19 protein-coding genes and 2 pseudogenes are annotated in these 24,128 nt (G+C 54.4%); 4 read left to right on the top strand and 17 right to left on the bottom strand.

Annotated elements, in window-relative coordinates:
• Positions 1 to 180, top strand: a 180-nt coding sequence (locus MDHKLMBL_RS21075) for a hypothetical protein (protein WP_206748292.1), incomplete at its 5' end; no start/stop codon positions are given.
• Positions 181 to 477: 297 nt separating this feature from the next.
• On the top strand, positions 478 to 729 hold the full coding sequence (locus MDHKLMBL_RS21235; protein WP_241956279.1) for a cation diffusion facilitator family transporter: 252 nt from the start codon (positions 478 to 480) through the stop codon (positions 727 to 729).
• Between the two features lie 429 nt (positions 730 to 1,158).
• Here the strand turns inward: MDHKLMBL_RS21235 and MDHKLMBL_RS19530 are convergent, their stop codons facing one another.
• The 12 genes from MDHKLMBL_RS19530 to MDHKLMBL_RS19475 all read right to left on the bottom strand — a co-directional run bounded on the left by MDHKLMBL_RS19530 (position 1,159) and on the right by MDHKLMBL_RS19475 (position 17,447).
• Positions 1,159 to 4,284: an efflux RND transporter permease subunit gene (locus MDHKLMBL_RS19530; RefSeq protein WP_092033505.1), complete on the bottom strand. Its 3,126-nt coding sequence runs from the start codon at positions 4,282 to 4,284 to the stop codon at positions 1,159 to 1,161.
• Positions 4,281 to 5,627, bottom strand: a complete 1,347-nt coding sequence (locus MDHKLMBL_RS19525; RefSeq protein WP_092033502.1) for an efflux RND transporter periplasmic adaptor subunit — start codon at positions 5,625 to 5,627, stop codon at positions 4,281 to 4,283. Before MDHKLMBL_RS19525 ends, MDHKLMBL_RS19530 begins: the two co-directional genes overlap by 4 nt.
• 5 nt (positions 5,628 to 5,632) lie before the next feature.
• Positions 5,633 to 6,787: a TolC family protein gene (locus tag MDHKLMBL_RS19520; RefSeq protein ID WP_476158076.1), complete on the bottom strand. Its 1,155-nt coding sequence runs from the start codon at positions 6,785 to 6,787 to the stop codon at positions 5,633 to 5,635.
• Between the two features lie 730 nt (positions 6,788 to 7,517).
• Complete coding sequence (locus MDHKLMBL_RS19515) at positions 7,518 to 8,873, bottom strand: hypothetical protein (RefSeq protein ID WP_146083431.1); 1,356 nt, start codon at positions 8,871 to 8,873, stop codon at positions 7,518 to 7,520.
• An 80-nt stretch (positions 8,874 to 8,953) separates the two neighbouring features.
• Positions 8,954 to 10,372, bottom strand: coding sequence for a hypothetical protein (locus MDHKLMBL_RS19510; protein ID WP_146083430.1), 1,419 nt, complete (start codon positions 10,370 to 10,372; stop codon positions 8,954 to 8,956).
• Positions 10,373 to 10,509: 137 nt separating this feature from the next.
• Positions 10,510 to 11,643: a hypothetical protein gene (locus MDHKLMBL_RS19505; RefSeq protein WP_146083429.1), complete on the bottom strand. Its 1,134-nt coding sequence runs from the start codon at positions 11,641 to 11,643 to the stop codon at positions 10,510 to 10,512.
• Complete coding sequence (locus MDHKLMBL_RS19500; RefSeq protein ID WP_104272279.1) at positions 11,636 to 14,146, bottom strand: ABC transporter permease; 2,511 nt, start codon at positions 14,144 to 14,146, stop codon at positions 11,636 to 11,638. The genes MDHKLMBL_RS19505 and MDHKLMBL_RS19500 overlap by 8 nt, the downstream gene beginning before the upstream one ends.
• Positions 14,146 to 14,832: an ABC transporter ATP-binding protein gene (locus tag MDHKLMBL_RS19495; protein ID WP_092033491.1), complete on the bottom strand. Its 687-nt coding sequence runs from the start codon at positions 14,830 to 14,832 to the stop codon at positions 14,146 to 14,148. Before MDHKLMBL_RS19495 ends, MDHKLMBL_RS19500 begins: the two co-directional genes overlap by 1 nt.
• Before the next feature lie 9 nt (positions 14,833 to 14,841).
• Positions 14,842 to 15,588: an outer membrane lipoprotein-sorting protein gene (locus MDHKLMBL_RS19490; RefSeq protein ID WP_099616097.1), complete on the bottom strand. Its 747-nt coding sequence runs from the start codon at positions 15,586 to 15,588 to the stop codon at positions 14,842 to 14,844.
• Positions 15,589 to 15,606: 18 nt separating this feature from the next.
• Positions 15,607 to 16,539, bottom strand: a complete 933-nt coding sequence (locus MDHKLMBL_RS19485) for a DMT family transporter (protein WP_104272277.1) — start codon at positions 16,537 to 16,539, stop codon at positions 15,607 to 15,609.
• Between the two features lie 43 nt (positions 16,540 to 16,582).
• On the bottom strand, positions 16,583 to 17,233 hold the full coding sequence (locus MDHKLMBL_RS19480; RefSeq protein WP_058091979.1) for a methyltransferase family protein: 651 nt from the start codon (positions 17,231 to 17,233) through the stop codon (positions 16,583 to 16,585).
• Complete coding sequence (locus MDHKLMBL_RS19475; protein WP_076657107.1) at positions 17,226 to 17,447, bottom strand: DUF2933 domain-containing protein; 222 nt, start codon at positions 17,445 to 17,447, stop codon at positions 17,226 to 17,228. Before MDHKLMBL_RS19475 ends, MDHKLMBL_RS19480 begins: the two co-directional genes overlap by 8 nt.
• A 393-nt stretch (positions 17,448 to 17,840) precedes the next feature.
• Here MDHKLMBL_RS19475 and MDHKLMBL_RS19465 point away from each other — a divergent pair, with 393 nt between their 5' ends.
• On the top strand, positions 17,841 to 19,133 hold the full coding sequence (locus tag MDHKLMBL_RS19465; RefSeq protein WP_104272275.1) for an ATP-grasp domain-containing protein: 1,293 nt from the start codon (positions 17,841 to 17,843) through the stop codon (positions 19,131 to 19,133).
• A gap of 156 nt (positions 19,134 to 19,289) precedes the next feature.
• Here MDHKLMBL_RS19465 and MDHKLMBL_RS19460 read toward each other — a convergent pair whose 3' ends face one another.
• The 3 genes from MDHKLMBL_RS19460 to MDHKLMBL_RS19450 are packed head-to-tail and all read right to left on the bottom strand — an operon-like array spanning position 19,290 to position 21,167.
• Positions 19,290 to 19,985: a hypothetical protein gene (locus tag MDHKLMBL_RS19460; RefSeq protein WP_104272274.1), complete on the bottom strand. Its 696-nt coding sequence runs from the start codon at positions 19,983 to 19,985 to the stop codon at positions 19,290 to 19,292.
• A 15-nt stretch (positions 19,986 to 20,000) separates the two neighbouring features.
• Positions 20,001 to 20,735 carry a HupE/UreJ family protein gene (locus tag MDHKLMBL_RS19455; protein WP_175497415.1) on the bottom strand — a complete coding sequence of 245 codons (735 nt, stop codon included), beginning with the start codon at positions 20,733 to 20,735 and terminating at the stop codon, positions 20,001 to 20,003.
• Positions 20,736 to 20,783: 48 nt separating this feature from the next.
• Positions 20,784 to 21,167 carry a hypothetical protein gene (locus tag MDHKLMBL_RS19450; protein ID WP_104272272.1) on the bottom strand — a complete coding sequence of 128 codons (384 nt, stop codon included), beginning with the start codon at positions 21,165 to 21,167 and terminating at the stop codon, positions 20,784 to 20,786.
• 80 nt (positions 21,168 to 21,247) lie between these two features.
• Between MDHKLMBL_RS19450 and MDHKLMBL_RS20850 the strand changes: the two are divergent.
• Positions 21,248 to 21,349 (top strand): annotated as a pseudogene (locus tag MDHKLMBL_RS20850) (metal-sensing transcriptional repressor); the annotation flags it as partial.
• An 18-nt stretch (positions 21,350 to 21,367) separates the two neighbouring features.
• Here the strand turns inward: MDHKLMBL_RS20850 and dmeF are convergent.
• Together dmeF and MDHKLMBL_RS19440 are read right to left on the bottom strand one after the other, a co-directional pair.
• Positions 21,368 to 22,105: pseudogene (gene dmeF, locus MDHKLMBL_RS19445) on the bottom strand (CDF family Co(II)/Ni(II) efflux transporter DmeF); the annotation flags it as partial.
• A 253-nt stretch (positions 22,106 to 22,358) separates the two neighbouring features.
• Positions 22,359 to 23,942 carry a BCCT family transporter gene (locus MDHKLMBL_RS19440; protein ID WP_104272269.1) on the bottom strand — a complete coding sequence of 528 codons (1,584 nt, stop codon included), beginning with the start codon at positions 23,940 to 23,942 and terminating at the stop codon, positions 22,359 to 22,361.
• Positions 23,943 to 24,128: the final 186 nt, after the last annotated feature.

Raw genomic sequence — 24,128 nt, 5'->3', positions numbered from 1 at the left:
TGTTTCAGGATCGACAGGATCTGGCTGTCGGAAAATCGTGACTTCTTCATGCAGAATCTCCCTGCGTGTAGCTTACGGAAAATTCTACTTTTGATCACCGCTGTTTTTCGGGGGGATTACCAGCCGACCAAGAAGTCTGTTATTTTTCAGTCAACAAGCGAGGATCGGTCGCCCGGCTGAATAAAAGCTGACCTTCGGCTACGGGCGAATAAAGGTAGGTGTTGCGCTGTTAAATACACCACCTTGATCATGATAGGGCCCTACCTGATATACGAGGGTGTCATGCGGTTCCCAGATCCGCTGGAACTCAAGGGGTGTTGGGTAGTCTGACTTACATTGTTGCACTGATAATGGACGCGTTGAGCGCGCTGCTGACCTACTCAATGCAGAAGGGCAGCGTTAATATTCATGCGTTGTTTTACACAACTTGTCTGATGCGTTTGCGTCAATAGCAGTGTTATAGGCGGAGCTCTTATCTTGCTCTACGACATGCGCTGGGTTGATTCCGCAATCACCATTGGCATGGCCAGCTATATTCTCTACCTGGACCTGACAGAAATTGGCGGGACCATCAGAACACTCATGCTGGGGAGTCCCGAGGATATCGGCACAGATTCCGTCATTGGGGCAGTATCAGACTTAGAAGGAGTTATCGACTTCACCCCGTACATTTTTGGCAGGTGGGTGAGCATGATGCCTCGCTCGACGCCCGTGTGGTTGTCGAAATAAGTACATGGAATGAACTTGAGAAAATCAAGGACAGGATAAAACAGGCTCTGGTGAAAGAATTCAACATAACTCATTCAACACTGGAATTTGAACACCCTGACTACAAGCACGAGGGAGCTCATACCTATGGGCATGGTTAACAGACGCGCTACGTAACATACCTTATCATGCAGAATCCAAACGAATGGCGAATCACAAAGGCACGAGGACTTCATGCAAGACATGATTGAGCGCCATCAAGTTTGCCTACCTCATCGCTGTTGTTCTCGGCCTTTTAGAGGGCCGGAAACCTCCCCAAGCAATATGATGCCAGAATATCTGCCTGGGACAATACCCAGGCTCTTGCTTTATAACAACATTACCCAGACACCAATGCATCATCAGACCTCGCCAGAATCTCGAAAGCAATATGGCGAGGTCTAACTTTCTTTACGCTTCGGAAAAACTCCTGCATTTCCAGAGATAGTAACCTACCGGTATCACCAACAGCGCCAAAATCACAGCAGATATCATCCCACCGACCATTGGTGCAGCTATGCGCCCCATGACTTCGGAGCCGGTACCAGTGCCAACCATGATAGGCACCAAACCTCCGATAATAGCAGCAGCAGTCATCATTATAGGCCGCACGCGCAATCCGGCACCATGAAGCACGGCATGGCGCAACGTCTCGCGTCTTGGAGTCGCCCCCTTCTCCTTACAGGTTTGCAACATTTCCTCGTAAGACTGGTTCAGATACACCAGCATGATCACACCAATCTCCACGGCAACGCCGGCCAGCGCAATGAAGCCTACACCGACCGCAACCGAAAAGTTATAGCCCAGCAGATACATCAGCCAGATTGCGCCAATCATGGCAAACGGCAGCGTACCCATGATGATGCCCACTTCCGCAAAACGGCGGAAGTTCAGGAACAGCAGAATGACGATAATCGCCAGCGTCAGCGGCACCACGTAGGTGAGCTTTTCCTTGGCACGCAGCATGTACTCATACTGGCCAGACCAGGTAACCGAATAGCCCGCTGGCAGGTCAAGTTCCTTGTTCACGGTGGCCATGGCCTGCTCCACATAAGTGCCGACATCGACCCCTTCAATATCCACGAAGGTCCAGCCATTGAGGCGGGCGTTTTCACTTTTGATGGCGGGAGGACCGTCTTCAACCCGAATATCGGCGACGTCGGCCAGCGCAATCCGTTGCCCCGTTGACGTAACGATTGGCAACTGCTCGAGCTTCTCTGGGGAATCCCGGTAGTCCTGGGGATAGCGCAGATTGACCGGGTAGCGCTCAAGCCCTTCGATCGTCCGTGATACATTAATACCGCCGATCGCCGAAGCAACAATCTGCTGAACATCCGCTATGTTCAGTCCGTAGCGGGCTGCTCGCTCGCGATCGATATCCGCCTTGATGTATCGACCACCGGCAACCCGCTCTGAATAAACAGAGGCGGTGCCGGGAATATCAACGATGATTTCCTCAAGCCGTTTGCCAATGTCCTGGATAATGGCAAGATCCGGACCTGCCACTTTGATACCGACTGGCGTTTTAATACCCGTCGCCAGCATATCGATGCGGGTTATGATGGGCATGACCCAGGCGTTAGTTACCCCCGGGAAACGGATCAGGGTATTGAGCTCCTGCTTGAGCTTTTCCGTCGTCATCCCTTCCCGCCATTCATCCCTGGGCTTTAACTGGATAAATGTCTCGATCATCGTCAACGGTGCTGGATCGGTCGCGGTATCCGCCCGCCCGACTTTGCCGAATACCGTTTTTACTTCCGGTACCGTGGCAATCAGTTTGTCGGTTTGCTGCAGCAGCTGCCGGGCCTTGCCAATTGAAATACCCGGGTAGGTGGTTGGCATGTACATCAGGTCGCCCTCATCCAGCGGAGGAATGAATTCACTCCCGATTTTGGTGGCCGGCCACAGGCCCACAGCCAGTGCAAGCAGTGCGGCCATAACCGTACTTTTCGGGAATCGAAGGACGAGCTTCAGCGCCGGCAGATAGGCACCGACCAGCAGACGATTCACGGGATTCTTGTGTTCCGGCAGCACTTTGCCGCGAATGAAATAGCCCATGAGCACGGGAACCAGCGTCACCGCCAGGGCCGCACTGGCTGCCATGGCGTAGGTCTTCGTGAAAGCCAGCGGTGCAAACATCCGGCCTTCCTGCGCTTCCAGCGCAAATACCGGCACAAAACTGACGGTGATGATCAGGAGCGAAAAAAACAGGGCTGGCCCGACCTCGGAGGCCGATCTGGCCACGACCTCCCATCGGTTCTCAGGGGTTAACGGGGTCCGCTCCATATGTTTGTGCATGTTCTCGATCATGACGATGGCGCCATCGATCATCGCCCCGATCGCAATCGCAATCCCCCCGAGGGACATAATATTGGCGTTGATTCCCTGCCAGTACATGACAATAAAGGCCGCCAGAATGCCAACCGGCAGGCTGAGAATCGCCACCAACGACGAGCGAACGTGGAACAAAAAGATGATGCACACCAGGCCCACCACCAGAAACTCTTCAAGCAGCTTGAACCCGAGATTATTCACCGCCCGCTCAATCAGACCGGAGCGATCATAAACCGTTACCACCTCGACACCTTCCGGCAAACTGGATTTCAGTTCCTCCAGTTTCGCCTTCACGCCATTGATGGTTGCCTGGGCGTTTTCACCGAAGCGCATCACTACTATGCCACCGACGGTCTCGCCTTCGCCATTCAGCTCAGCCACCCCGCGCCGCATCTGCGGCCCAATCTCAACAGTGGCCACGTCTTTCAGGAGCACGGGGGTGCCGTTGTCATCGAGCCCCAACGGAATCGACAGCAGGTCCTCACGGGACTGGATGTAGCCGGACGTGCGCACCATGTATTCCGCCTCGGCCATCTCGATGACCGAGGCGCCCACTTCCTGATTGCCCCTCTTGATGGCGTTCTGGACATGAGCCAGGGGAATTCCCAACGCCCTGAGCTTTTCCGGGCTGACCTTGACCTGATACTGCTTCACCATGCCACCAAGCGCGGCCACTTCGGACACGCCTGGCACTGTTTGGAGTTCGTATTTCAGAAACCAGTCCTGCAGGCTGCGCAGCTGGCTCAGATCGTTGTTCCCGGTGCGATCCACCAGAGCGTAGAGGTAAACCCAGCCAACCCCGGTTGCGTCCGGCCCCAGTTGCGGGCGGGCCGAGTCTGGAAGGCTCGGGGCCACCTGGGACAGGTACTCCAGCACCCGGGAGCGAGCCCAGTACATGTCGGTGTCTTCATCGAAGATCACATAAACGTAGGAGTCCCCAAAGAAGGAGTAACCCCGGACCGTCTTGGCACCCGGCACCGACAGCATGGCGGTGGTCAGTGGATAGGTCACCTGGTCTTCCACCACTTGTGGTGCCTGGCCCGGAAAGCTGGTTTTGATAATGACCTGCACATCCGAAAGATCCGGCAGCGCATCTACCGGCGTCTTGCTCAGCGAGTAGAGGCCAAGCCCTGTAATAAGCAAGGTGGCCAGCAATACCAGAAATCGATTACGAACAGACCAGTGAATGATGGCAGCGATCATGATTCGCCTCCGCCATGATTCATGGAACTATGGTCCATCGCCTCAGGTTCGCTTTTGGGCTCCGCTTTCTCCGGATCCATGACGTGCCCCGAATGATCCATCTGTGAATCCATGGCGTTGCTGCCTGATGCCGACATTCGCTGGAAATCCGAAGTCTTGCTGGACTCGGAGTCGATCAGGAACTGCGCAGACGTCACCACAGTTTCCCCAGGCTCAATCCCCCCCAGTATTTCCGCGTACTTATCGCCAATCCGCCCCACAGTGACGTTAACGGACTTGAAGGCACCCTGTTCCAGCGCCACCACCAGACGGTCGCTTTGTCCAGTGCGGATGATCGATTCACGCGGCACCAACAGGCGTCTTTGCCCACGATCCCCCTGGACCTCCAGGCGAGCAAACATGCCGGGCAGCAAAGCTCCGTCGGAATTGTCAAACCGCATCCGGACCCGGGCCGTCCGGGTTTCCGGATTAACCTCGGGATACACATAGTCCACTTTTCCGCGCCACTGGCGCCCGGGCATGTAATCCAGGGTCATCATCACCCGGCTATCGCCCTCCACGGCCGAGAGCTGGCTTTCAAATACCTCGCCAATCACCCAGACTTCATCCAGTGCAGCAATCGACAAAACCCGGTCTCCGGGCTTTATGAACATGCCCTCGCGAACGTTCAGATTGTCGATAACGCCCGAGCTTGGGGCGTATACGGTCATCGTTCTCTGTATGTTTCTTGTCTGGCGCAGCTGCCGTATCAGGCTAGCCGGCACATTCAGAGCAGCCAACCGTTCCTCAGCGGCATTGATCAGTCGCTGATTCCCCCGGTTCAGTGCCAGGAGCAACTCCTCCTGAGCATTGACCAATGTGGGTGAATAGAGGGTATACAGAGGCTTGCCTTTTTCGACTGGTTCCCCCTCAGCTTTCACGTAGAGCGCTTCGATCCAGCCCTCTACTCTGGGATGCACGTGGGCCATCTCATCTTCGTTATATTGGACGTAGCCCACAGTAGTGATGGTGTTCGGCAAGCGTCCCTGGATGACGGGCTCGGTGCGAACTCCCAGGTTGTTGACCACGGCAGGCGAAATACGAACGGTACCGGCCGGGTCGTCAGCTGACCCGGCATCCTCAAACACTGGAATCAGGTCCATCCCCATAGGTGATTTCCCGGGTTTGTCGCTTTTAAAATTAGGGTCCATGGGCGCCACCCAGTAGAGCGGCTCCTTTTCCTCGTTACCGACCCCATCTACGGTTGGATCTGAAACCATTCCCGGTGCCAGCCAATAGGCGGCACCGACGCCAGCGATCCCGCCGAGCACTATAAAGCCCAATGGACGAATGAAATTAGCCATGATGATCAATCCTGCAAATCGGTCATTGAAAAGGAGGGAATGTTTGAGGCTTCCGTGGTCAAATAACGGAAACTTGCCAGAGTTTTGGCCCGCTCGGCCATCATCTGGATCAATTCGACCTCGGCATTGAGTTCGGAGATCCTTGCGCGTACCGCCTCAGCAAAATCACCGTCGTCATTGTTATAGGCGGTCAGCGAGGCATCGGCCTGCTCTTCCATCTGCGGAAGAAGAGTTTGCTGATACAAGTCAATCCGATCATCCAATCGCTCAATGCGGGCCAACGCCGAGCGCGCCTTCGCCTGGAGCGATCGGATTCTCAGAACCCGATCCGTTTTTTCGGCTTCCAGTCTGGCTGCAGACGCGTTGAGCCGTCGGTCTTGCCGGTTTCCTGTGAATATGGGCAGGTCAAAACCGATACCAATAGAAAACAGGTCTGCCCTGTCCTGGCCGTTCGGAGCTCGGTCACGGTAACCATATTGTGCGAAGACCGACCACTCTGGTTTGTAGGCTTCCCTGGCAAGGTCTACGTCAATGTCCTGTACATCAATCAGTTGATCTGTGGCGCGAACCGACGGGTGACGGATGACAGACTCCACACTGGTCTCCGGCCAGCTGCTGGAAACATCTGCCAATAACAGAGGAGGAATGTTTTCGGCGACCGAGAGCTGGGCCCGCCTGGAACCGATCCATTCCCCTAGAGCTTCTCTGCTGGAAGCCAACTGAGTATGCAAAGCGGTCAGCCGATCTTCAAGCCGAGTCAATTCCAGCGAAGCACGAATAACATCTTGTTGTCTGGAGCCCATTGTCGCGGAGGTATATCCAGCTTCCGCAACATCCGCCAATTGCTCGAACAGCCCCCGGTTCTGTTCAATGAGGCGGATGCTTTCCTGGGCTTTCCAAAGATCGAGCCATAGGTGGGTCGCCGTTTCGGTGACCTGCGCACGACGATTCTGTCGGAGGTAAGGCTGTACACCGGCCAGTTCTTCTTTCTTTGCGCTAGCCAAGCGGCGGCTGTCTCCACGAGGAATTCGCTGTGTAATGCCAATCGTGCCCTGGGTCATGGGCTCTTGCCCGGTATCAAAAGTATCCAGAGGCAGATTTGCCGCGCCGATCATTACCCGGGGATCGGGAAGCGCGCCCTCAGCAACAGACTCTTCCATCAGCGCATCTTGTTTGTAAGAGCTCTGGCCCAGCCAGGGATCGTTTTCAGTTGCTGTTTCGATGACACTCTGGAGCTCCAGCCTTGGCTGAGCCCACCCGGAAATGCTGCTAAACAGCAACACACCCAAAATGGCTTGCTTAGTGAAAAGGGGGCGGATGAACAACGTAGGATCTCCGTAGAAGGCATGTAAGAGCGCCTATATTAGATTTAAAAACTGAAACGAAGCTGAAATTAAGGGCGCATGGATATTATTTTGACCTGACTCAATTATCTTATCACGAACAGAACTTCCCACATATTGAATAGGCTTTCTTTTTTTCAGCCAGGTTTCAGGAACTGATGATTTAACGAAGCCATCGACCACTCTCTCAATGCCAGCACTTGACGGTAGTATGCTGAAACCAAGACATGAAAGAATCCATAATGAAATGGAAAAAGATCACGTGAATAAAAACATTCTGCATGATACAAAACTGCAGCGACGCCATGAAGAAATGACACGCCTGGGAGCGTCATAAGCTGGAATGAAGGCACGCGGACAGATGTCTGGCAGAAAAGGACGAGCCCATCATCGCGCTCTAGAGAAAAATCAAACAAAATCTGGCGTCTGGAAAATGCAATCCAAAACACCGCTGGCGCGACCAGCCACAAAAATCATGACTGGCCATATAATTCATTTACCGGGATCTTGGCGCAAAATTGATCACTTAAACATGAACATAAAATAATCAGTATATATATATTTCATTTGCACCTTGACTAGAATTTTCTTGGTTAGCCAATATTAATAGCCGAGATTTCCCTTTATTTTTTACATATGAAAAATCAACGATAAAAGAGCTCAATTCATATATGGGAAACACTGTAAAACCTGAATCCAAACCACCATTATCCCAGCGAGCTCTGATTAATTTATCCGCCCCTGAAGCGGGAGCTAACCCAGAAAAACCTGACCTTCTTTGCCTGATATAGGTCAAGACAGTTCCATTATTTACAATTACTTTCCTGGGAATAGACAGATACTCCTCATTAACGGAAAAAGCGTAATCAGGTGATGTAGTGATTTCCCGCTCCTCCAAGCGTTTAATTAATCTTGGCGAGGAAACTTTGCCCAAGTCTAGCTGTGGCCAAGGCTTACGGCTGGGGCTCCGCAGTTCAAGATTTTCTTCACCCACTACTATAGAGGTTGTATTATCAACAGGGAAAACAGAGAAAATCATTTTCTCAGCATTAGACAAAACAATTGAGTCACCACGAACATCGCCGCCCTCCGCAAAAGCAAATGCTGGTTTCCCAATGTCGCCTTGCAACAACTCATATCTTTGGGTGTAAAGCTGATTGTTGATAAAGCGTAACGCAATATTCTCGGTTTTTTTGGTTTCTTCCCGCAACTCCTGCTCAGAGACTTCAAAAAGTTGAGAGTAAAGCTTCGTGTATTGCCCTTTGCCTGAGATATCTCGGTCTTGCCCCCACACCACAGCAATCTCCGGATTCGAATCTGAGTCTGACTGACCAACCGATAAGAAGATTGCTTTCGAATTTTTGAGGCTGGACGCGAGTGCATCAACTCTTTTTATCCTGTTGCCATCGAAGACGCCCAGCACCAATGAGGAATCCGACAGAAAAACCAGTTGATCCTCCTCGCGGTCCGACCATGAGAGCGCCTCAACCATTTTCGGATTGAAATCCTCTGGCAGAGGAAGAACGCTGCGAGAACTAACCTCCTCTCGCAATGCAACTTCACTTTGATCGTTCTCGTCAATCAGTACAGAAAGCAAGTACTTTTGAGAATCGGTGGACTTAATAGACACTGCAATTCTATCGCTGATTTGAAGTACCTCGAGAATCAGCCCTTCCTCGGAAGATCCTGAACCACCAAACTTAACATCGAAGCCCTTGATATTCAGACGCCCCAACAGGGCAAGGAATTCTTTGTCTGCACTCAAACCATCAATATTTGATACCACCCTGATGCTCTTCTTTCCCGTCCATTCTGACAGCGAGTCCAAGGGTAGGTCGTAGACTTGAGCTTGAGCACCTGACACTGCAAAAAAAACAAGGAAGATCAGGAAAAATGGCTTCATAACATGCCCCTCAAAAAAATTGAGGCCCCGTCCCCGGCGCCTCAATTCTAGTTCCTCCAATCGCAATAAGTATCCTGGGATCAGTAATTCCAGTTCAATTCAAGCATTGCGACATAAGCTGCATCGTCTGCACCAGTTGCGTCCTCAACGCCTTTACCTGGCAGGAAACTGGAGAGTACCAGCCTTGGAGCAAAGTACTGGTTGGCCTGGTATTTGATCGCGACATCAAGCTCGGTTCCGGCATAGCTGTCCACGGATCCACTTGCAGTACTGAGCGTTTCAAGCCCCCCCGTTTGCTGGAACCACATCGGGAAAATCTGCGCCTGATATGACAGCTTAGGCGAGATCGACGCTAAATTTCCCGAACTGCCAACAGAGAGCATAACCTGGCCTGGGTTGTTACCGGTGCCGGCATTGGAAATACCGCCATATCCGGCGCCACCAGGGCCAGCCTGGTCAAGGGCGATACCGAAAAGACCCGATGCGATCGCCTGGTTGGAGTTCGGCTGCCATCCCAAGAACTGGCCGTCAATACCAATCAGGGGCGAGTATCTACCAATGTCGGTGATGCCCAGCCAGCCCTCTACATCATTATCGGTAGGGTCGTCGTCCCCGCTGGCTACTCGCAGTGCTATGAAGGGGTTGAAGGACTCATTAAGCGGGTACTCAAGGCTCGCGTAGCCGGCAAAAGCACTGATGTCGTCACCATTGTCGAAACTCCCGGTCACACCGAGCGCTTCGGCCCGAACCTTCATAGCGCCAACATTTCCGATGTATTCGACACCGTAATAGGTTGCTTTCGCACCTTTCTGCTGGTTGTCGCTATAAGTCAGGATGGGCGAAATACGACTACCTTTCCCCAGATCGATATCAAATTTCGAAGCAAACACATCCCAGTCCAACTCACCGTTGGCGGGATTGGCCCCAGGGGCCTGTATGTCCGAAATGAGCCCATCTGTAATCGGCATCCAGAAAACATCATAGCTACCGAACGAAGTCTTGCCGGTAGCGCCGAACAAGGGATGGTCGTCGCCGTATAGAAGCCCGCCGGAAGCCAGATCCAGATTCTTGAAGGTCCAGCCGCCTTGAAGGGTAAATGCCGGATCGAAGGTATAGGTGAAGAAAGCCTGCTCCAGGCCAAATCTCTCGCCTCGGTATGCGCGATCGACAGAATTGGCGTCGAGGGCAAAGTCGTTCTCAAGAAGTATTTTGCCTGTCCAGTTATCACCGGTCGCCACTACGCCAAGCCTGACCTCAGCCCTGACATGCTCATCTCCAACCTGAACACCGCCCGCAGAAGTTCCCGTGGCACCATCATCGACGCTGCTGTCCAGATCGAAATTAGAAAAATAGGTTGGTTGAAATTTGCCTTGGGTAAGAATATCCAACTTGATTCCTGAAGCCGTAGGAACTTCCACCGCTAATGCTGCAGGCACTCCGTTCGCAGCTATCAGCACCCCCAAAACTCCCTGACCGATTCGCTTTCGTATTATTTTCATTGATCCTCCACCATCTCTGAAACGAGATTTTATTTGTTGCAGCCCAATAACCTTAGGCAGATCCGATCTATACCAGAGAAACCTGAAACGAACCTGAAAGCTCCATTACAACTGGGGAAGGCTCTGAACAAGTCTCCTTAGAAAAACCACTCCACCTCCACCAGGGCCAGCGGATCCAGTTTCCCGTATTCACTGTCATCGCCTCCTCCGAACCACTGGGCTCCGGCTGTAAAATAGATCTCCTGGCTCAGTGGCAGTATCCATGTGGATCTCGGATAAAGTACCCAGCTGGCATCATCGGCATTCAGGATGGTCACCACCCGGTACTGCCAGAACGGATTGATATCCTGCCATACCAGAAGTCCGGCATAATGGCGCCCGGCATACAGGGGTTGTGCAGCCACAAGGTTGGCCAGAGCTGTCGTTCCAGGCGATAACGGCTGGCCATTATAGAAATATTCAACGGCCAGGTTGAGCCCGTTGCGAAATGCCCAGTTCAGGTCGGCCACCCCCTGCCAGTATCTATCTCCGCTATCTGTCTCACTCCAGACAAGTTCTGCACGCCAGCCGGTGCCGGCCGCGGAGCCACTGCCGCTGACACCCGCTTTGGTGACGTCGGCGAACTCGCCCATCATCACGCCGGCATCGACCCCGGCAACGAAGCGCTTGGCCCGTGCCGCCGTGCTGGCATTCTGGCCCCCGTGTTGCGGCGCATGCACGGCGCTTACCCGGCCCGTTGCACCCCAGGATCTGTCCCATAACAGCGCGTCCACGCCAATGCGCTCGTCCGGCTCCAGTTGGAGTGGGCTGACAGGATTGAGAATGTCCATGGGGTTCCAGATCAGCGCCGTGGACCAATTCACCTGTTGGCGGCCAAACCGGAAATCACCGACCGGGGAGCGCCACTGAATCGTGCCCCGGTACAGTTGATGACGCGCCAGGGCATCCCCCGATTCATGCACGTTCCCCTGCAGATCCCAGTAGCGCGGATCGGCAGCATCCCTGAGCAGGGCAAACTCGGGGCTGTCCAGAAAACTGCCAGTCACCAGTTCCAGGTCGTAGGCCGCATCCACAACCCAGTCCTGATATCGGTAACGGGGCTCAATACGCAGGCGAGTAAGGTTCGAGAAGTAGCGATTGTCGTCAATCAATGAGCGCGAGCCAACGCTCAGGTTCTTGAGCGATCCCGAATAGCTGTACTCCGCCTCAGCGCCTGAAGCCAGCACCAGCCAGGCCATCGCGACCAGCATCAGTGGAGATCGCCTAACCATGGCGGATGGCCTCCACCGGATCCAGTCGCGAGGCCCGCCAGGCCGGATACAGAGCCACCAGCACCGAACACAGGAACAACAGCAGGCTGGGAAGCCAGACATGATCGAAAATCAGCACCGGATAGATACGGTCAGTGATACCGGGGATGGCTTCCAGAGCGCCGCTGATCGAGGACAGATCAATGCCGGTAGTGCCAAGCCAGACAACAAGCAGTCCGCCAACCACCGTTCCTACCAGCATTCCCAGTATTGCCAGGAAAAACGCCTCAAACAGAATAGTCAGTTGCAGCTGCGACCCTCTGGTGCCCAGTGCCAGCATTACGCCCAGTTCCGGGGTACGCTCCATCACTGACATCACCATGGTGTTCATGACACCTATGGCGACCACAACAAAAACCACCGACAAGATGAGATAGAAATCCACCTGACTCATTTCCACCATCTGCACCACCACCGGAAGCAGGCTTTCCCAGCCCTGGGCCACCAGTCCGTCGTTGGTCAGAAGCGGCGACTGATTCAGGATTCGCGCCAGGCCGGCACTCTTCGCCCGATCTGAAAGCCTCAATACGATCCGTGAAACTTCACCTTTCAGCAGGCCACCCAGGCGGCGCGCGGCGTTGATATCGGTGAAGACATACTCGGTGTCGAACAGGTCACTGCCAGTGCGATAGATACCGCGGATGGCCTGGGCACTGGAGGCAAGATCTCCGCCAGCCTGCTGGACCGTAATGACCAGCTTGTCCCCCAGCCGGGCGCCCAGCTCCTCAGCCAGCTTCTGGCCAATGACAATGCCCGTCTCCCCGGATTGAACGTAAGTGCCCTGCTGCATGTACCCGGAAAGCTCGGTAACCGCCCTTTCCTGCTCCGGTGCAATACCCACCAGCTCCACCGGCAGGCTCTTCCCGGGGTTGGCCACCATGGCACGCAGCAATACCCTGGGCGCGGCCGCCTCAACCTCAGGATGCTCCTGCAATCGCTGTTGCAAGGTTCGATTGTCGGCAATACGTAAATCTGGCGACAGATCCACGTCGTGACCCTTTGCCATCACCTGCACATGCCCGCTGAGCTGCTGGGTCGAGTTCTGGATCATCTGCTCGAAGAAACCATCGGCGAAGGCGTACAGGAATAGATAGGCCGCCAGCCCGAATGCAGTGGCCGAGGCGGTAATCATCGACCGTCGCGGGTTTCGGAATACCGAACGGAGTGCCATTTGTGCAAAAATCAGCAGCCGATGATCAGACGTCACCTGCCAGTGGATCCGGCGGATACGGTTGATCATAGTTCGCCGTGCGCCCATCGCCTCCAGCGGGCTGTTGCGACCCGCGTTCCAGGCCGGGAGGGCGGCCGCCAGCAGGGCTACCGACACCACCACAATGCCAATCACAACCAGGCGCTGAGCTTCGATGGTGGGATAAACGATGCCACTGAGCCCCGGCATGGTATCCATGGCCTTGATGTAGGCGCTGAAATCCAGCCCATTGCTACTGAAATAGCCGGTCACCGACAACCCAAGTACCAACCCCAACAGGTAGCCGAGACCGGCCAGAACCGTTGTTTCGAGAAGCACCAGCCAGACGATGCGACTGCTGGGTGTGCCCAACGCCATCATTACACCGAATTCGCGGCCACGCTCCAGTACCGACATCAGAATGGTGTTAACGATACCGGCCGCCACCACCACAAACACCACGAAGATCACGATGTAGGCGACGGCGTCGTGAAAGGCAACCATCTGCACCAGCGATGGCATCAGCGCCGGCCAGCCCAGCACTTCCACGTTTCGATCGCGCAACTGATTCCCGACAGTACCGACCACCTCGTCGAGCCGGTCAGCATCCTGCACGCGGGCCGCGATCTCGGTAAACCGCCCCTGAAAGGCATACAGCGACTGAGCGGCCGCCAGGGGCATCTGGGCCACGAAGCCATCAATACGCTTGATACCGGTCTCGAATACGCCCACCACTTCGAACCGGTCGGCGCCAATAGAGCCGTCCGACGCCTGCACCACCAGTACCAGCTCGTCGCCCGGGGAGACATCCAGGGCACCGGCGGCATCGACGCCAACAAGAATTTCATTGCCGCGTTCCAGGTAGCGACCACGGACAATCGACCGGTCAAGCCGGGTGACCCGTGATTCCGTCGCGCTGTCGACGCCCATCACCTGTAATGCCCGTGACTGGTCTTCACGGCTGGCCAGGGCATGGCCCGTCACCCGGGGGGTGGTTGCCGCCACACCGGCTACGGCCGATACCTCCTCTGTGAGATTCCAGCGCTCGGCCAGGGCAATGTTCATCTCCCTGTCATCGTGAAAGCCCCGCTGATGTACCTTCAGGTCGCCGGTCACATAGCCCGTCATGTTGTTGATCATCTGGGCGTTGATGCCATCAATGAATGCCCAGAGAAACACTAGCCCACCGACACCGACGGCCACCGACAACAGTGTGATGGCCGTACGCCGACGATTGACCCGAAGGTTGCCAAAAGCCAGACGTAGCCACGCCATCACGACCGTATTTCCTCACGCTCGACGCGGCCATCGCGGAGATGGATTACCCGCCGCGCGCGTTCCATCACCATCGGGTCATGGGTGGAGAAGACAAAGGTAATGCCATGCTCGGCATTGAGCTTACGCATCAAGTCCAGTAGCGCCGCGCCGGTCGTGGAATCGAGATTGGCCGTGGGCTCGTCGGCCAGGACAATCGCGGGTTTGCTGACAATCGCCCGGGCCACCGCAACACGCTGTTGCTGACCGCCAGACAGTTCATGGGGCAGGCGCCGCTCCAGCCCTTGCAGGCCGACCTCCACCAGAATACGCCGGGCCTCGGCACGGCGCTCCCGAAACGGCACTCCGCGCAGCATCAGCACATACTCGACGTTCTCCTGAGCCGACAGCACGCCAATCAGGTTGTATTCCTGAAATACAAAGCCAACCTTCCACAGCCGCAGAAGGGTCCGCTTCTTTCGGCTAAGCCCGGTGATTTCCTCACCCGCCACCTGAATGCGCCCGCTATCCGGCTCGTCCAGGGCTCCAATCTGATTCAATAGCGTGGTTTTACCCGATCCAGACGGGCCCACCAAGGTTGTGAACTCCCCGGCCTCGATCGCGACCGACACCTCATCCAGGGCCTTGACGGCGATGGAATCCTGACGGTAAATTCGCGAGACTTTCTCCACATTGACGATGCTCATGCCGGGCCCTCACTGTGGGTTGCGCAGCCGGCGCAATGAAAACACCTCTTCATCGATCGGCAGGTCGAATTCAATAGAGTCAATCGTGATCACCGTGCGGGACTCGGGGTTATCGGCGTCCACCATCGTCCAGCGGGTGGGTATCCGCCGCCCATCCATGGTTTCGATCTGCTCATAGGTCATGCGTTTGACGATCTGATCGCGCTCGTCGTAGTAGGCAAGCGAAACCGGGATCGAGTCCTCCCGAACATTGAATTCAAGACGGCTCCACACTACCGGGGCATCAGGTCGGGGCGTCGAGACAACACGATACACAGGCACCTCACCGGAATCGTCGGTTTCGACCAATTCGTGGGTGTAGTCCTCGACGAACGAGCTTTCCTTGACCAGGTCGTCGTTGCTGAAGTTGGAGCCCATCCATGGCTGGAGCATCATCGACGGTGGGATCTTGATGGTGCGATCAACTTTGGGCAAGTAATTCCACATGGCATCGCCGATGCGCAGCGAGCCGATGCCGGCCTCTTTTTTGGGCGCGTGAATGCGAATCAACGTATGCTCCGGACGATTCATCCAGGCTTCCAGTTCCAGTGTGCGAGTCCAATACTCAGACTCGATCCGCATAGTGAAACGCCCGTGATTGCTGTCGGACCACAGAGTCTGTTCCATGCCTTCAATCAAGGAAACTGCCGAGGGAGGGCCCGCGATAAGCCGACCTGATGCGGCAAACAAAAGGAGAACGCTAATCCAGACTCTCATTGACTACTCCCTTTTCTACTATGAGCTACGGATCACCTTTGCCTGTTCCCCGACAGCGGAACCGCTTGTTGTTTTCCGAGGCGTTTTGACAACGATCACCAAGCCGACAATTGTGATTCCTATCCCGATCATCTCCAGTGATGTGAAAGTTTCGCCGAACAAAAGCATTCCGATAGCGAGACCGAAAACAGGCGTTAAAAAAGTAAACGAATTGAGGCTGTTCAAGGGCGCGCTGGCGAGCAAGGCATACCAGAGCACAACCATCATTGCCGTTGCCGGAATGGCCAGAACGAACATGGCCGTCGTAAATGACCAAGTCCAATCAATCTCGAAGCCCTCGCCCAAGCTCACGGATGCTATTCCCAGAAACACTGAACCTATGACAAGCTGGATGCCCATTGACCAATAGATATCATCGCTGCCGGCCTGGTATTTAAGCAGCACATTTCCAATGGCGGTTCCGATGGCTCCACCAAGAACATAGACGGCCCCTGAAAATCTGGCGTTACCAAACTCCATCTCTGGCATCGCTAGCACCACAACACCAATAAAACCAATCAAAAGGCCCACAAACACACGCCCGGTCACCACCTCTCGAACGATAAAAAACGAAAGAACCGCCGCAAACAGTGGTTGCGCATTGGCCAGAACCGTTGCAAGCCCCGGTCCCAGCTTGCCAGCACCGAGAAACATCCCTCCAAGCCCCATACCCGTGTAACTGAGGCCAATTACGGCCAGCATTAGAAGCTGGCGAAGTGAATAACTGGGCCGACCACCTTTTGTAAAAGCGAGCAGAATCAGACAGAGCCCTGCCAGCAATGCGCGTAAAGCGGCAAAAAGCAAAGGTGGCGCGTCCGGCAACCCCACCACAATAAAAGGAAAGCAGATCGCCCAAAGAAAGGCGACAAGAACCATCCCAGCGACTGCACGTATCGAAAGTGATTGGTTCACCAACGGCTCCTTTATCTACCCATCAAATGAGTAGAGCTTTTGTTCAAGCTTGCCGCCCCAATCCGCGCAATCGCGGCAAAAACCTGGGAGTGTTGTCTGCATAGTGTCTCCAGGCTTCCCCGAACGTTTCTTCGGCTTCCCGTTCCTCACTGATCGATAACCGTGAATACATCCAGAGCAAAACCGGGAACATCGCCAGGGTTAACAGAGTCGGCCACTGCAGCAGGAAGCCAAACATTATCAAGACAAAGCCGACATACTGTGGATGCCGAACATACGAATAGAGACCTGTCGTAGCCAGCTTTCGCTCTTTTTGCGCCGCGTACAAGGTTCGCCACCCGGCGGCAATCAAGTAAAAACCTCCACCAATAAACACCGTACTCAACAAGTGGAAGGGGCCGAAATGGGGAGAACCCTGCCAACCAAAAAGCATTTCAAGCAGGTGCCCGCTATCGTGGGCAAGCCAATTTACATCGGGGTATTGAGTCTGAAGCCAACCGGATAGAAAATAGAGTGTCAACGGGAACCCATACATCTCAGTGAATAATGCCACGAGAAACGCGCTGAACGCGCCGAAGGATCGCCAGTCTCGTTGGGTCTGTGGCTTAAAAAAACTGAAAGCGAAGAAAATAAAGATCACCGAGTTAAGAACCACCAGCCCCCAAAGACCGTAATCGGACGAAGCATCAGTCATCGCGTTGGCCTCCGTTTTTGCCTTCTGGTTGATCGTGGTGGTTGTGGCCACCGTGACTCCCATGCCCTCCGTGCATAAACATATGAATAAACGGGCATGCAAGAAGGATTAACCACGGCAGAGCACCCAGAAGGTGAACCTTATGTTCGCCCCAGAGTAAAACCAAAGCGATAACCGCAAAAATTGCCAACGTAATCTTAAAACGCTTATCCATATAGAATCCCTTTGGGAAAAGCTTATCAGTGGGGCTTACTGGCTAGTATGCCTCTAGCGATATTTGGTGACCTATCCCGTCCAAAGAAACGTCATCGATAATTTCCAGAGAGCCCGGATCAAGCACCCAGAGCTTGGCTTCGGCCCGACTGGTGATCAAAAGGCTGCCATCGACGGGAGAGATCGCCGCCCATTGTGAGAGTCGAAGATAGATGGCAAGCACCAATTTACCTAGCAGTAGTTCAACACGCGGAACTGAAACAGACCTGAAAACAGACCTGAAAACAGACACAAGATGTGGATCTATTTGACGCAAATCACAAATGCAAGATAGATTCTTCGAGCATTAAGTAAGCCGTTTCAACCATTGCAAACCTCGAATGACGGACTCCAGATGCCGGAACCTATTTATGAGAACAGACGAATAGCAAACAGCCGGGCCAACGAACTCAACCGCCAATGCTACTGCATCACTCTTGACCGAATAGCCCTCAACAAGAGCCTCCACAACCAGCTTTCAGATGCTGGAAGCGAACTGTCAACGCTCCCGGAGTTCGATCACCTTTTTTCAAACACACCGGTTTTCGTACCCCGAGCCGACATAGCGGAGATGGAGAGGATCGTTCAGTCGATTGAAGCGGCCTCAGAGCTTCCCTCGTACCGAGAACGAGTACTTTCCTGGGCACCGGAAATCGCACAGTTCAATCCAGGGCCCATCGGGGCGTTCATGGGCTATGATTTTCACATGGGTCCCGACGGCCCCCGGCTGATCGAAATCAACACCAACGCCGGTGGCGCCTTCCTGAACCTTGTCTTGTCGAGAGCCCAGCGCAATTGCTGCGACCCATCTCAACAACCCACAACACCCCAGCAGCCGCTCGACGGATTCGAGGACGCGGTGTTCTCAATGTTCAAACAGGAGTGGCAAAGCCAGCACGACAATTTCGGGCCCAGTTGCCTGGCCATAGTAGACGATGCCCCAAAGACACAATTTATGTTCCCCGAATTCCAGTTGGCCCAACAGATTCTCCGAACCAAAGGAATTGATACATTGATACTCGATCCACAGGAGCTTCAGTATGCCGGCGGTACGCTGACAGCCCGCGGTAAGCCCATTGATATGGTCTACAACCGTCTGGTGGACTTCGCATTGGACGCCGCGCCCCATGCGGCATTAAGGCATGCCTATCTGGATGGCGCCGTGGTGGTAACGCCTAATCCCCATGTGCACGCTGTGCTGGCTGACAAGCGAAACCTGGCCCTGCTATCCGCACCCCACTCCCTTCGAGACTGGGGGCTCAATGAGGCCGATGCAGGCTACCTGGAGAGAGCCGTGCCGAAAACCAGGCAGGTTTCGAGGAACGACGCGGCTGAGTTGTGGAGTGCGCGACGTCATCTGTTCTTCAAGCCGGTTGCCGGCCATGGCAGCAAAGGCGTCTACCGGGGCGACAAACTAACCCGGCGCGTTTTCGAGAACATCCTGAATGGTGGCTACATCGCCCAGGACCTTGTCCCCGCTGGAGAACGAACCCTGAGAATTGACGATGCAGTAGTCACCCGAAAAGTCGACATTCGGCTGTATACCTACGCCGGCAAAAGTATGCTGGTTGCGGCGAGGATATACCAAGGCCAGACAACCAATTTTCGTACCCCCGGAGGTGGATTCGCTCCGGTTTTTCAGGTGTGATTATTACCTTTTCAATGAGCCAATATTTGATCGCATTAATGAAGAATTCCAGATTTTTGGTTTAGCGAACTGTAGAACATTAAGTTACTTAAGCACGGTCCGGACCTATGAAAACATAGGCCCGGAGACCCCTCGGCGCTTATTCGTTGGTGAACGTCACAACATCTTTTTAAACTGCCCGTAGTCTCCTCCGGTACGCAGTACCAGAGTGATGTCGTTGTCGTTCCGGTTTCTGAAAAACCAGCCATGATTGCCGGTAAAGGCTGCCTCCAGCTCGCCCTCGTCTTCAGGCACGCCCCGGCCTTTCTCGTAGGAAATTGACTGACCACCTCCATCGCCATGAGTATCGAAGTTGATCGGGCCACCTTCTGACACCCAGGAGAACCGGGCTGTAGCACCTTCCTCCATAGTAAGTTTGAATTCGGTGCCTTCTCCCGGTGTGAGAATCACGCGCACTTCATCCTGCCACTGCGGTTCCGCAATTTCTGGTGCAGGCGCAGATTCTGGCTCAGAAGACGCAACCTCTGCTTCCGGTGAGGGGGCTGGCTTCTCAACGGCTTCATCCACGACAGGTGCATTGACTTCCGGCGCCTGTCGCTCAGTTGAGGATTGAACAGCAACCATCTGAACAGCCTCGTCAGCAGCAGCCTCTTCGGCGAGCTGCTCTTTGATCTCGCCCATTTCAGTCAGGCCCAAAAGGCGACCTGCGCCGGTTGGGTCCAGGGCGTACTCGGCGGGCATGACCACGGTAGCCAGCAGAACCAGCGCCACAAAAGCGGCAATGATGGTGGATCGAACCAGTTTGGCAGTGCTGGGCAGTTCTTCACGGTTGGGTATATCGGTGTTGTACATAAAAAATCTCCAGAATCAGGCGACAAAGTAACCGGTAAGCTGATAGCCAAAGAGCAGAAAACCTGCACTCATCATGGCCACGTTGGCGGTGTAGGCATGGCGGAAAAAGCCGTCGGTTTTTCGCCAGAAGCTGATAGCAATGAGGATCATGGCCAGGGCGATGAGCTGTCCGATTTCCACACCCACGTTGAAGGCGAGGAGGTTCGGAATCAGGCCGTCCGGCGAGATGTCGTATTCGATGATCTTGGTGGACAGGCCGAAACCATGGAAGAACCCGAAAATCAACGTGGCGGCCTTGGTGTTGGGCTGGAAGCCAAACCACCGCTGATAGGCACCGATGTTGTCCAGCGCCTTGTAGACGATGGACAGACCGATAATCGCATCAATGAGGTAGCTGTTGATGCCCACGTTGAAGTACACCCCCAGCAACATGGTGGTGGAATGCCCGAGGGCAAACAGGCTCACGTAGATCGCGATGTGCTTCATCTGGTAGAGGAAGAAGATGACACCCAGCAGGAACAGCAGGTGGTCATAGCCGGTGACCATGTGTTTGGCCCCCAGGTAGATGAACGAAATAAGGTTTATCCCGGTAATTTCCTGGATGTACCCCTTGTCGCCCTGAGCCACGGCATGGGCGAGTACGTCGGTACTCAGCCCCAGCAAGCCCAAAGTCAGAAATATCCAGAGTAGGCGATTGCCTGTGCCCGTTGAGGACACACCACGGCATCGGCCTGTCAAGTTTGACAACATAAAGACTCCAATCGAATGTGTTTTCTCGGGCCGCCTAAGCGGCAAGAATCAAGCGGAAAGGAGAGCTTTTGGAGGACGTTCAAGCCGATAGCGCAAACTGCGGGGAGAACCTCCGACAAAGGGCACGGGCTGCCGGAGAACGGTCAGGCTTTGGGAAACAAACGGAACCCTGAGGTGGTCCACGGTCTCGTGGGTATGATTGCCAGCATCATGATGCACTGATGATGTCTCTGGCTCTTCGTCAAAATCATGGGTGTGTCCATGCGCACCATGACTGCTCGCTTGGCCGTCAAACTGCGATTCCCAGTCGCCTGCCAAGTTGGCCACACCATGAGAGAATGACTCGCCAATCACCGACAGTGACAGGCCCGCCAATGCAAGGAGTATGACGAGCGTTGGAAGCAGTTTTCTCGGGTGAATGGCCGAAATCATCAATCTACTGCGTCGAGTCTGTGGTTGGATTTCAACGAGAACGGAGGATACCATCCCCCCGTGGGGGATAGGAATTAAAAATGGTAAATGATCACACGCATCAATCTCACCCGAACATTATCAAACGTCTGAAGCGGGCAAACGGCCATCTTGAAAGCGTGATTGGCATGATTGACCAGGGACTGGCAGTGTGCCTGAATGCGCTTTTTATAGACTGTAGGCGACTCGGGCTGATGCGAGACGACTGAGACAATAGCCGCATGAATGTTTGGGCCTATCGCCCACACATGCAGATCACTGACTTTGGCATCGTCGTCTTCGACGGCCTGTCTGACGGTTTCCTCCATGTCCTGATGCTGCTCGTCGAGGAGGACCTTTGAGGTCTCTTTCAGCAGATGCCAGGACCAACGGGTTACCAGAATCGCACCGATAATCCCCATCATCGGGTCCATCCAGTTCCACCCGGCATATTTACCCGCCAGAAGGGCAACAATAGCAAGGACTGACGTCAGCGCATCCGCAAGTACATGCAGGTAAGCGGCCCGGCGGTTGTGGTCATGGTGATGATGGTGGTGGCCGTGACTGTGACCATGATCATGGCCTGCATCCCCCAGTATCCAAGCTGACACCCCGTTGACTACCAGGCCAATGATGGCCACAAAAATAGCCCCATCGAAAGAAATGGGGACGGGCTGGATAAAACGCCCGACGCTCTCGATGACCATGTAGAGCGCAAAGACAGCCAGCAGAATCGCGCCGGTAAAGCCGCCCAGCGCATTGACCTTCCCCGTCCCGAAAGAGAACCTGGCGCTGCCCGCGTTTTTCCTGGCATACGCATAGGCGAAGGCGGCAATACCCAGAGCCACCGCGTGCGAACCCATGTGCAGGCCATCAGCCAGCAAAGCCATTGAGCCATAAACGATCCCGGCCAGGATCAAAACCAGCTTTTGACCTATCCCCCCTGGGGGGATGGCATGAGAATGCTACTGTAGCCAGATGGCTTCAACAACCTTGACAGAGGGGGCAGTGTCCAATTCGGCATACTCTCACCCTCCCCCCGATGAAGACGAGTAAACCAAGGTGCTATCGCTTTCCAACATGGCTTACGATCTGGAAGACCTCATCAGCCCTGCGCTCACGGGGCCAGGGGTCATGTCGCTGAACCTGGTTGTGAGCTTTTCAGGGGTGCAGTCATGCCTTATCCGATCCGGTCCATGGCTCAGCGGCCCGGTGTTGCTTACAACCCTCCCGGGGTGCCGTCAGCGGCTCATGATGCAGCGCCTTCAACAGGCCAGCTGTCATAGCAACGATAACCAGCGAGAATGGCAGGGCCGCGAGGATGACCGCATCCTGGAGGACGGCAATACCTCCCGCCACTAGCAATACCGCGGTCAATACTCCGTTGCCAATGGCCCAGCCTGCTCTCGACACCTTGGGAGGCTCAAGCTGCCCTCCTGATAAAATGATATTGACCACCAATGCGCCGGAGTCAGCAGACGTTATAAAGTAGATGCTGATAAGGAGCGTTGCCACCAGACCCATCAAAAATTTAATTGAGTCAGTCGTCTGCAGGTGCTCAATGGTCGCGAAAAGTGCATAGGCGATGTCTTTATTGACCGCCTCAACAATTCCGCCACCCCCGAATAGCTCGCTGTGGAGTGCAGCGCCCCCCATCACCGAGATCCATACAAAAGTCACCAGCGTTGGTAAGAGAAGAACCCCGAAAACAAACTCTCTCAGGGTGCGGCCGCGGGATATCCGGGCGATAAACAACCCGACAAAAGGTGACCAGGCCAGCCACCAGCCCCAGAAAAACACCGTCCAGGTCGATTGCCAATTTCCCGGTTCATTGGCGCCAACATAGAATGTCATGATCAATAGACTATCCAGGTAACCGCCAATTTCCTGCACCAACAACCCTGCCATGTAATCAAAGGGGCCAATAATCATAAAGGCGGCGAGTAAAATCAGCGTTAGCCAAAGATTTACCTCACTCAATATTTTCACGCCCCGCCTGACCCCAGAAACCACCGAAATCGTCGCGATTACAGTAACCACGGCGACCACCGACAGCTCCACCCAAAGAGACGCCTCCACGGAGAAAAGCCACTTGAGCCCCGTGCCAGTCTGACGGGCTCCCAGCCCCAGCGTCGTCGCCAGACCAAATACAGTCGCAAAAACAGCGAGCGCGTCAACGACGTGCCCCCAAAAGCCAAAGATTCTTTCACCAATAAACGGGTACAGCGCTGATCGAGGCGCGAGCGGGAGATCATGGCGATAGCTGAAGTATCCGAATGCAATCGCGACCAACGCAAAAATAGCCCATCCGTTCAGCCCCCAGTGGAAAAACGACAATTGAATTGCAGTAGACGCAGCGGAGGGAGTAAAGCCCTCCGAAGTAAAAGGGTTACCCTGAAAGTGCATGATTGGCTCGGCGATGCTCCAGAACAGCAGCCCCACACCCGTGCCGGCCGCAAACAGCATCGCCAACCAGGGAAAAAGCCGGTATTCCGGTTGTTCGTAGTCTTTACCAAGGCGCACGTTCTTGTAACGCCCCAGCCCTAGCCAAATAACAAATGCCGTCAGAAACGCAACCAGTGCCACATACCACCAGCGCAGCAGACCATCCACGTACGAGGAAACATAATCAAGCGCATACGCAAACTCAGACTGCCAGATCAGCGCGCCAGCGAGGGTCAAACCAATGGCGCCAATGCTGAATAGTGACGGCAAGATGGGTTGTTGGAGATGGCTATTGCCTTTTTCGTTCCACATGATGATTAGCCTTTTATTATGTCCTGGTCTGCCAATAGCGATGCTCGTATAAATTACGAAAAATGCTGCAGTTATTATCTGAATTCACGACCCCAGGGGAGCGGTACCAAGGCTCATCCTCAGCATCTTCTTATTGCAGGTAACAACAAGAACCAATCCCGACAGCAGCACCAACAACACACCCCA

The organism is Marinobacter flavimaris (assembly GCF_002933295.1).
Taxonomy (GTDB): domain Bacteria; phylum Pseudomonadota; class Gammaproteobacteria; order Pseudomonadales; family Oleiphilaceae; genus Marinobacter; species Marinobacter flavimaris.
Note: the sequence above shows the minus strand (reverse complement) of the source record. Positions and strands in the feature narration are given on the sequence as shown.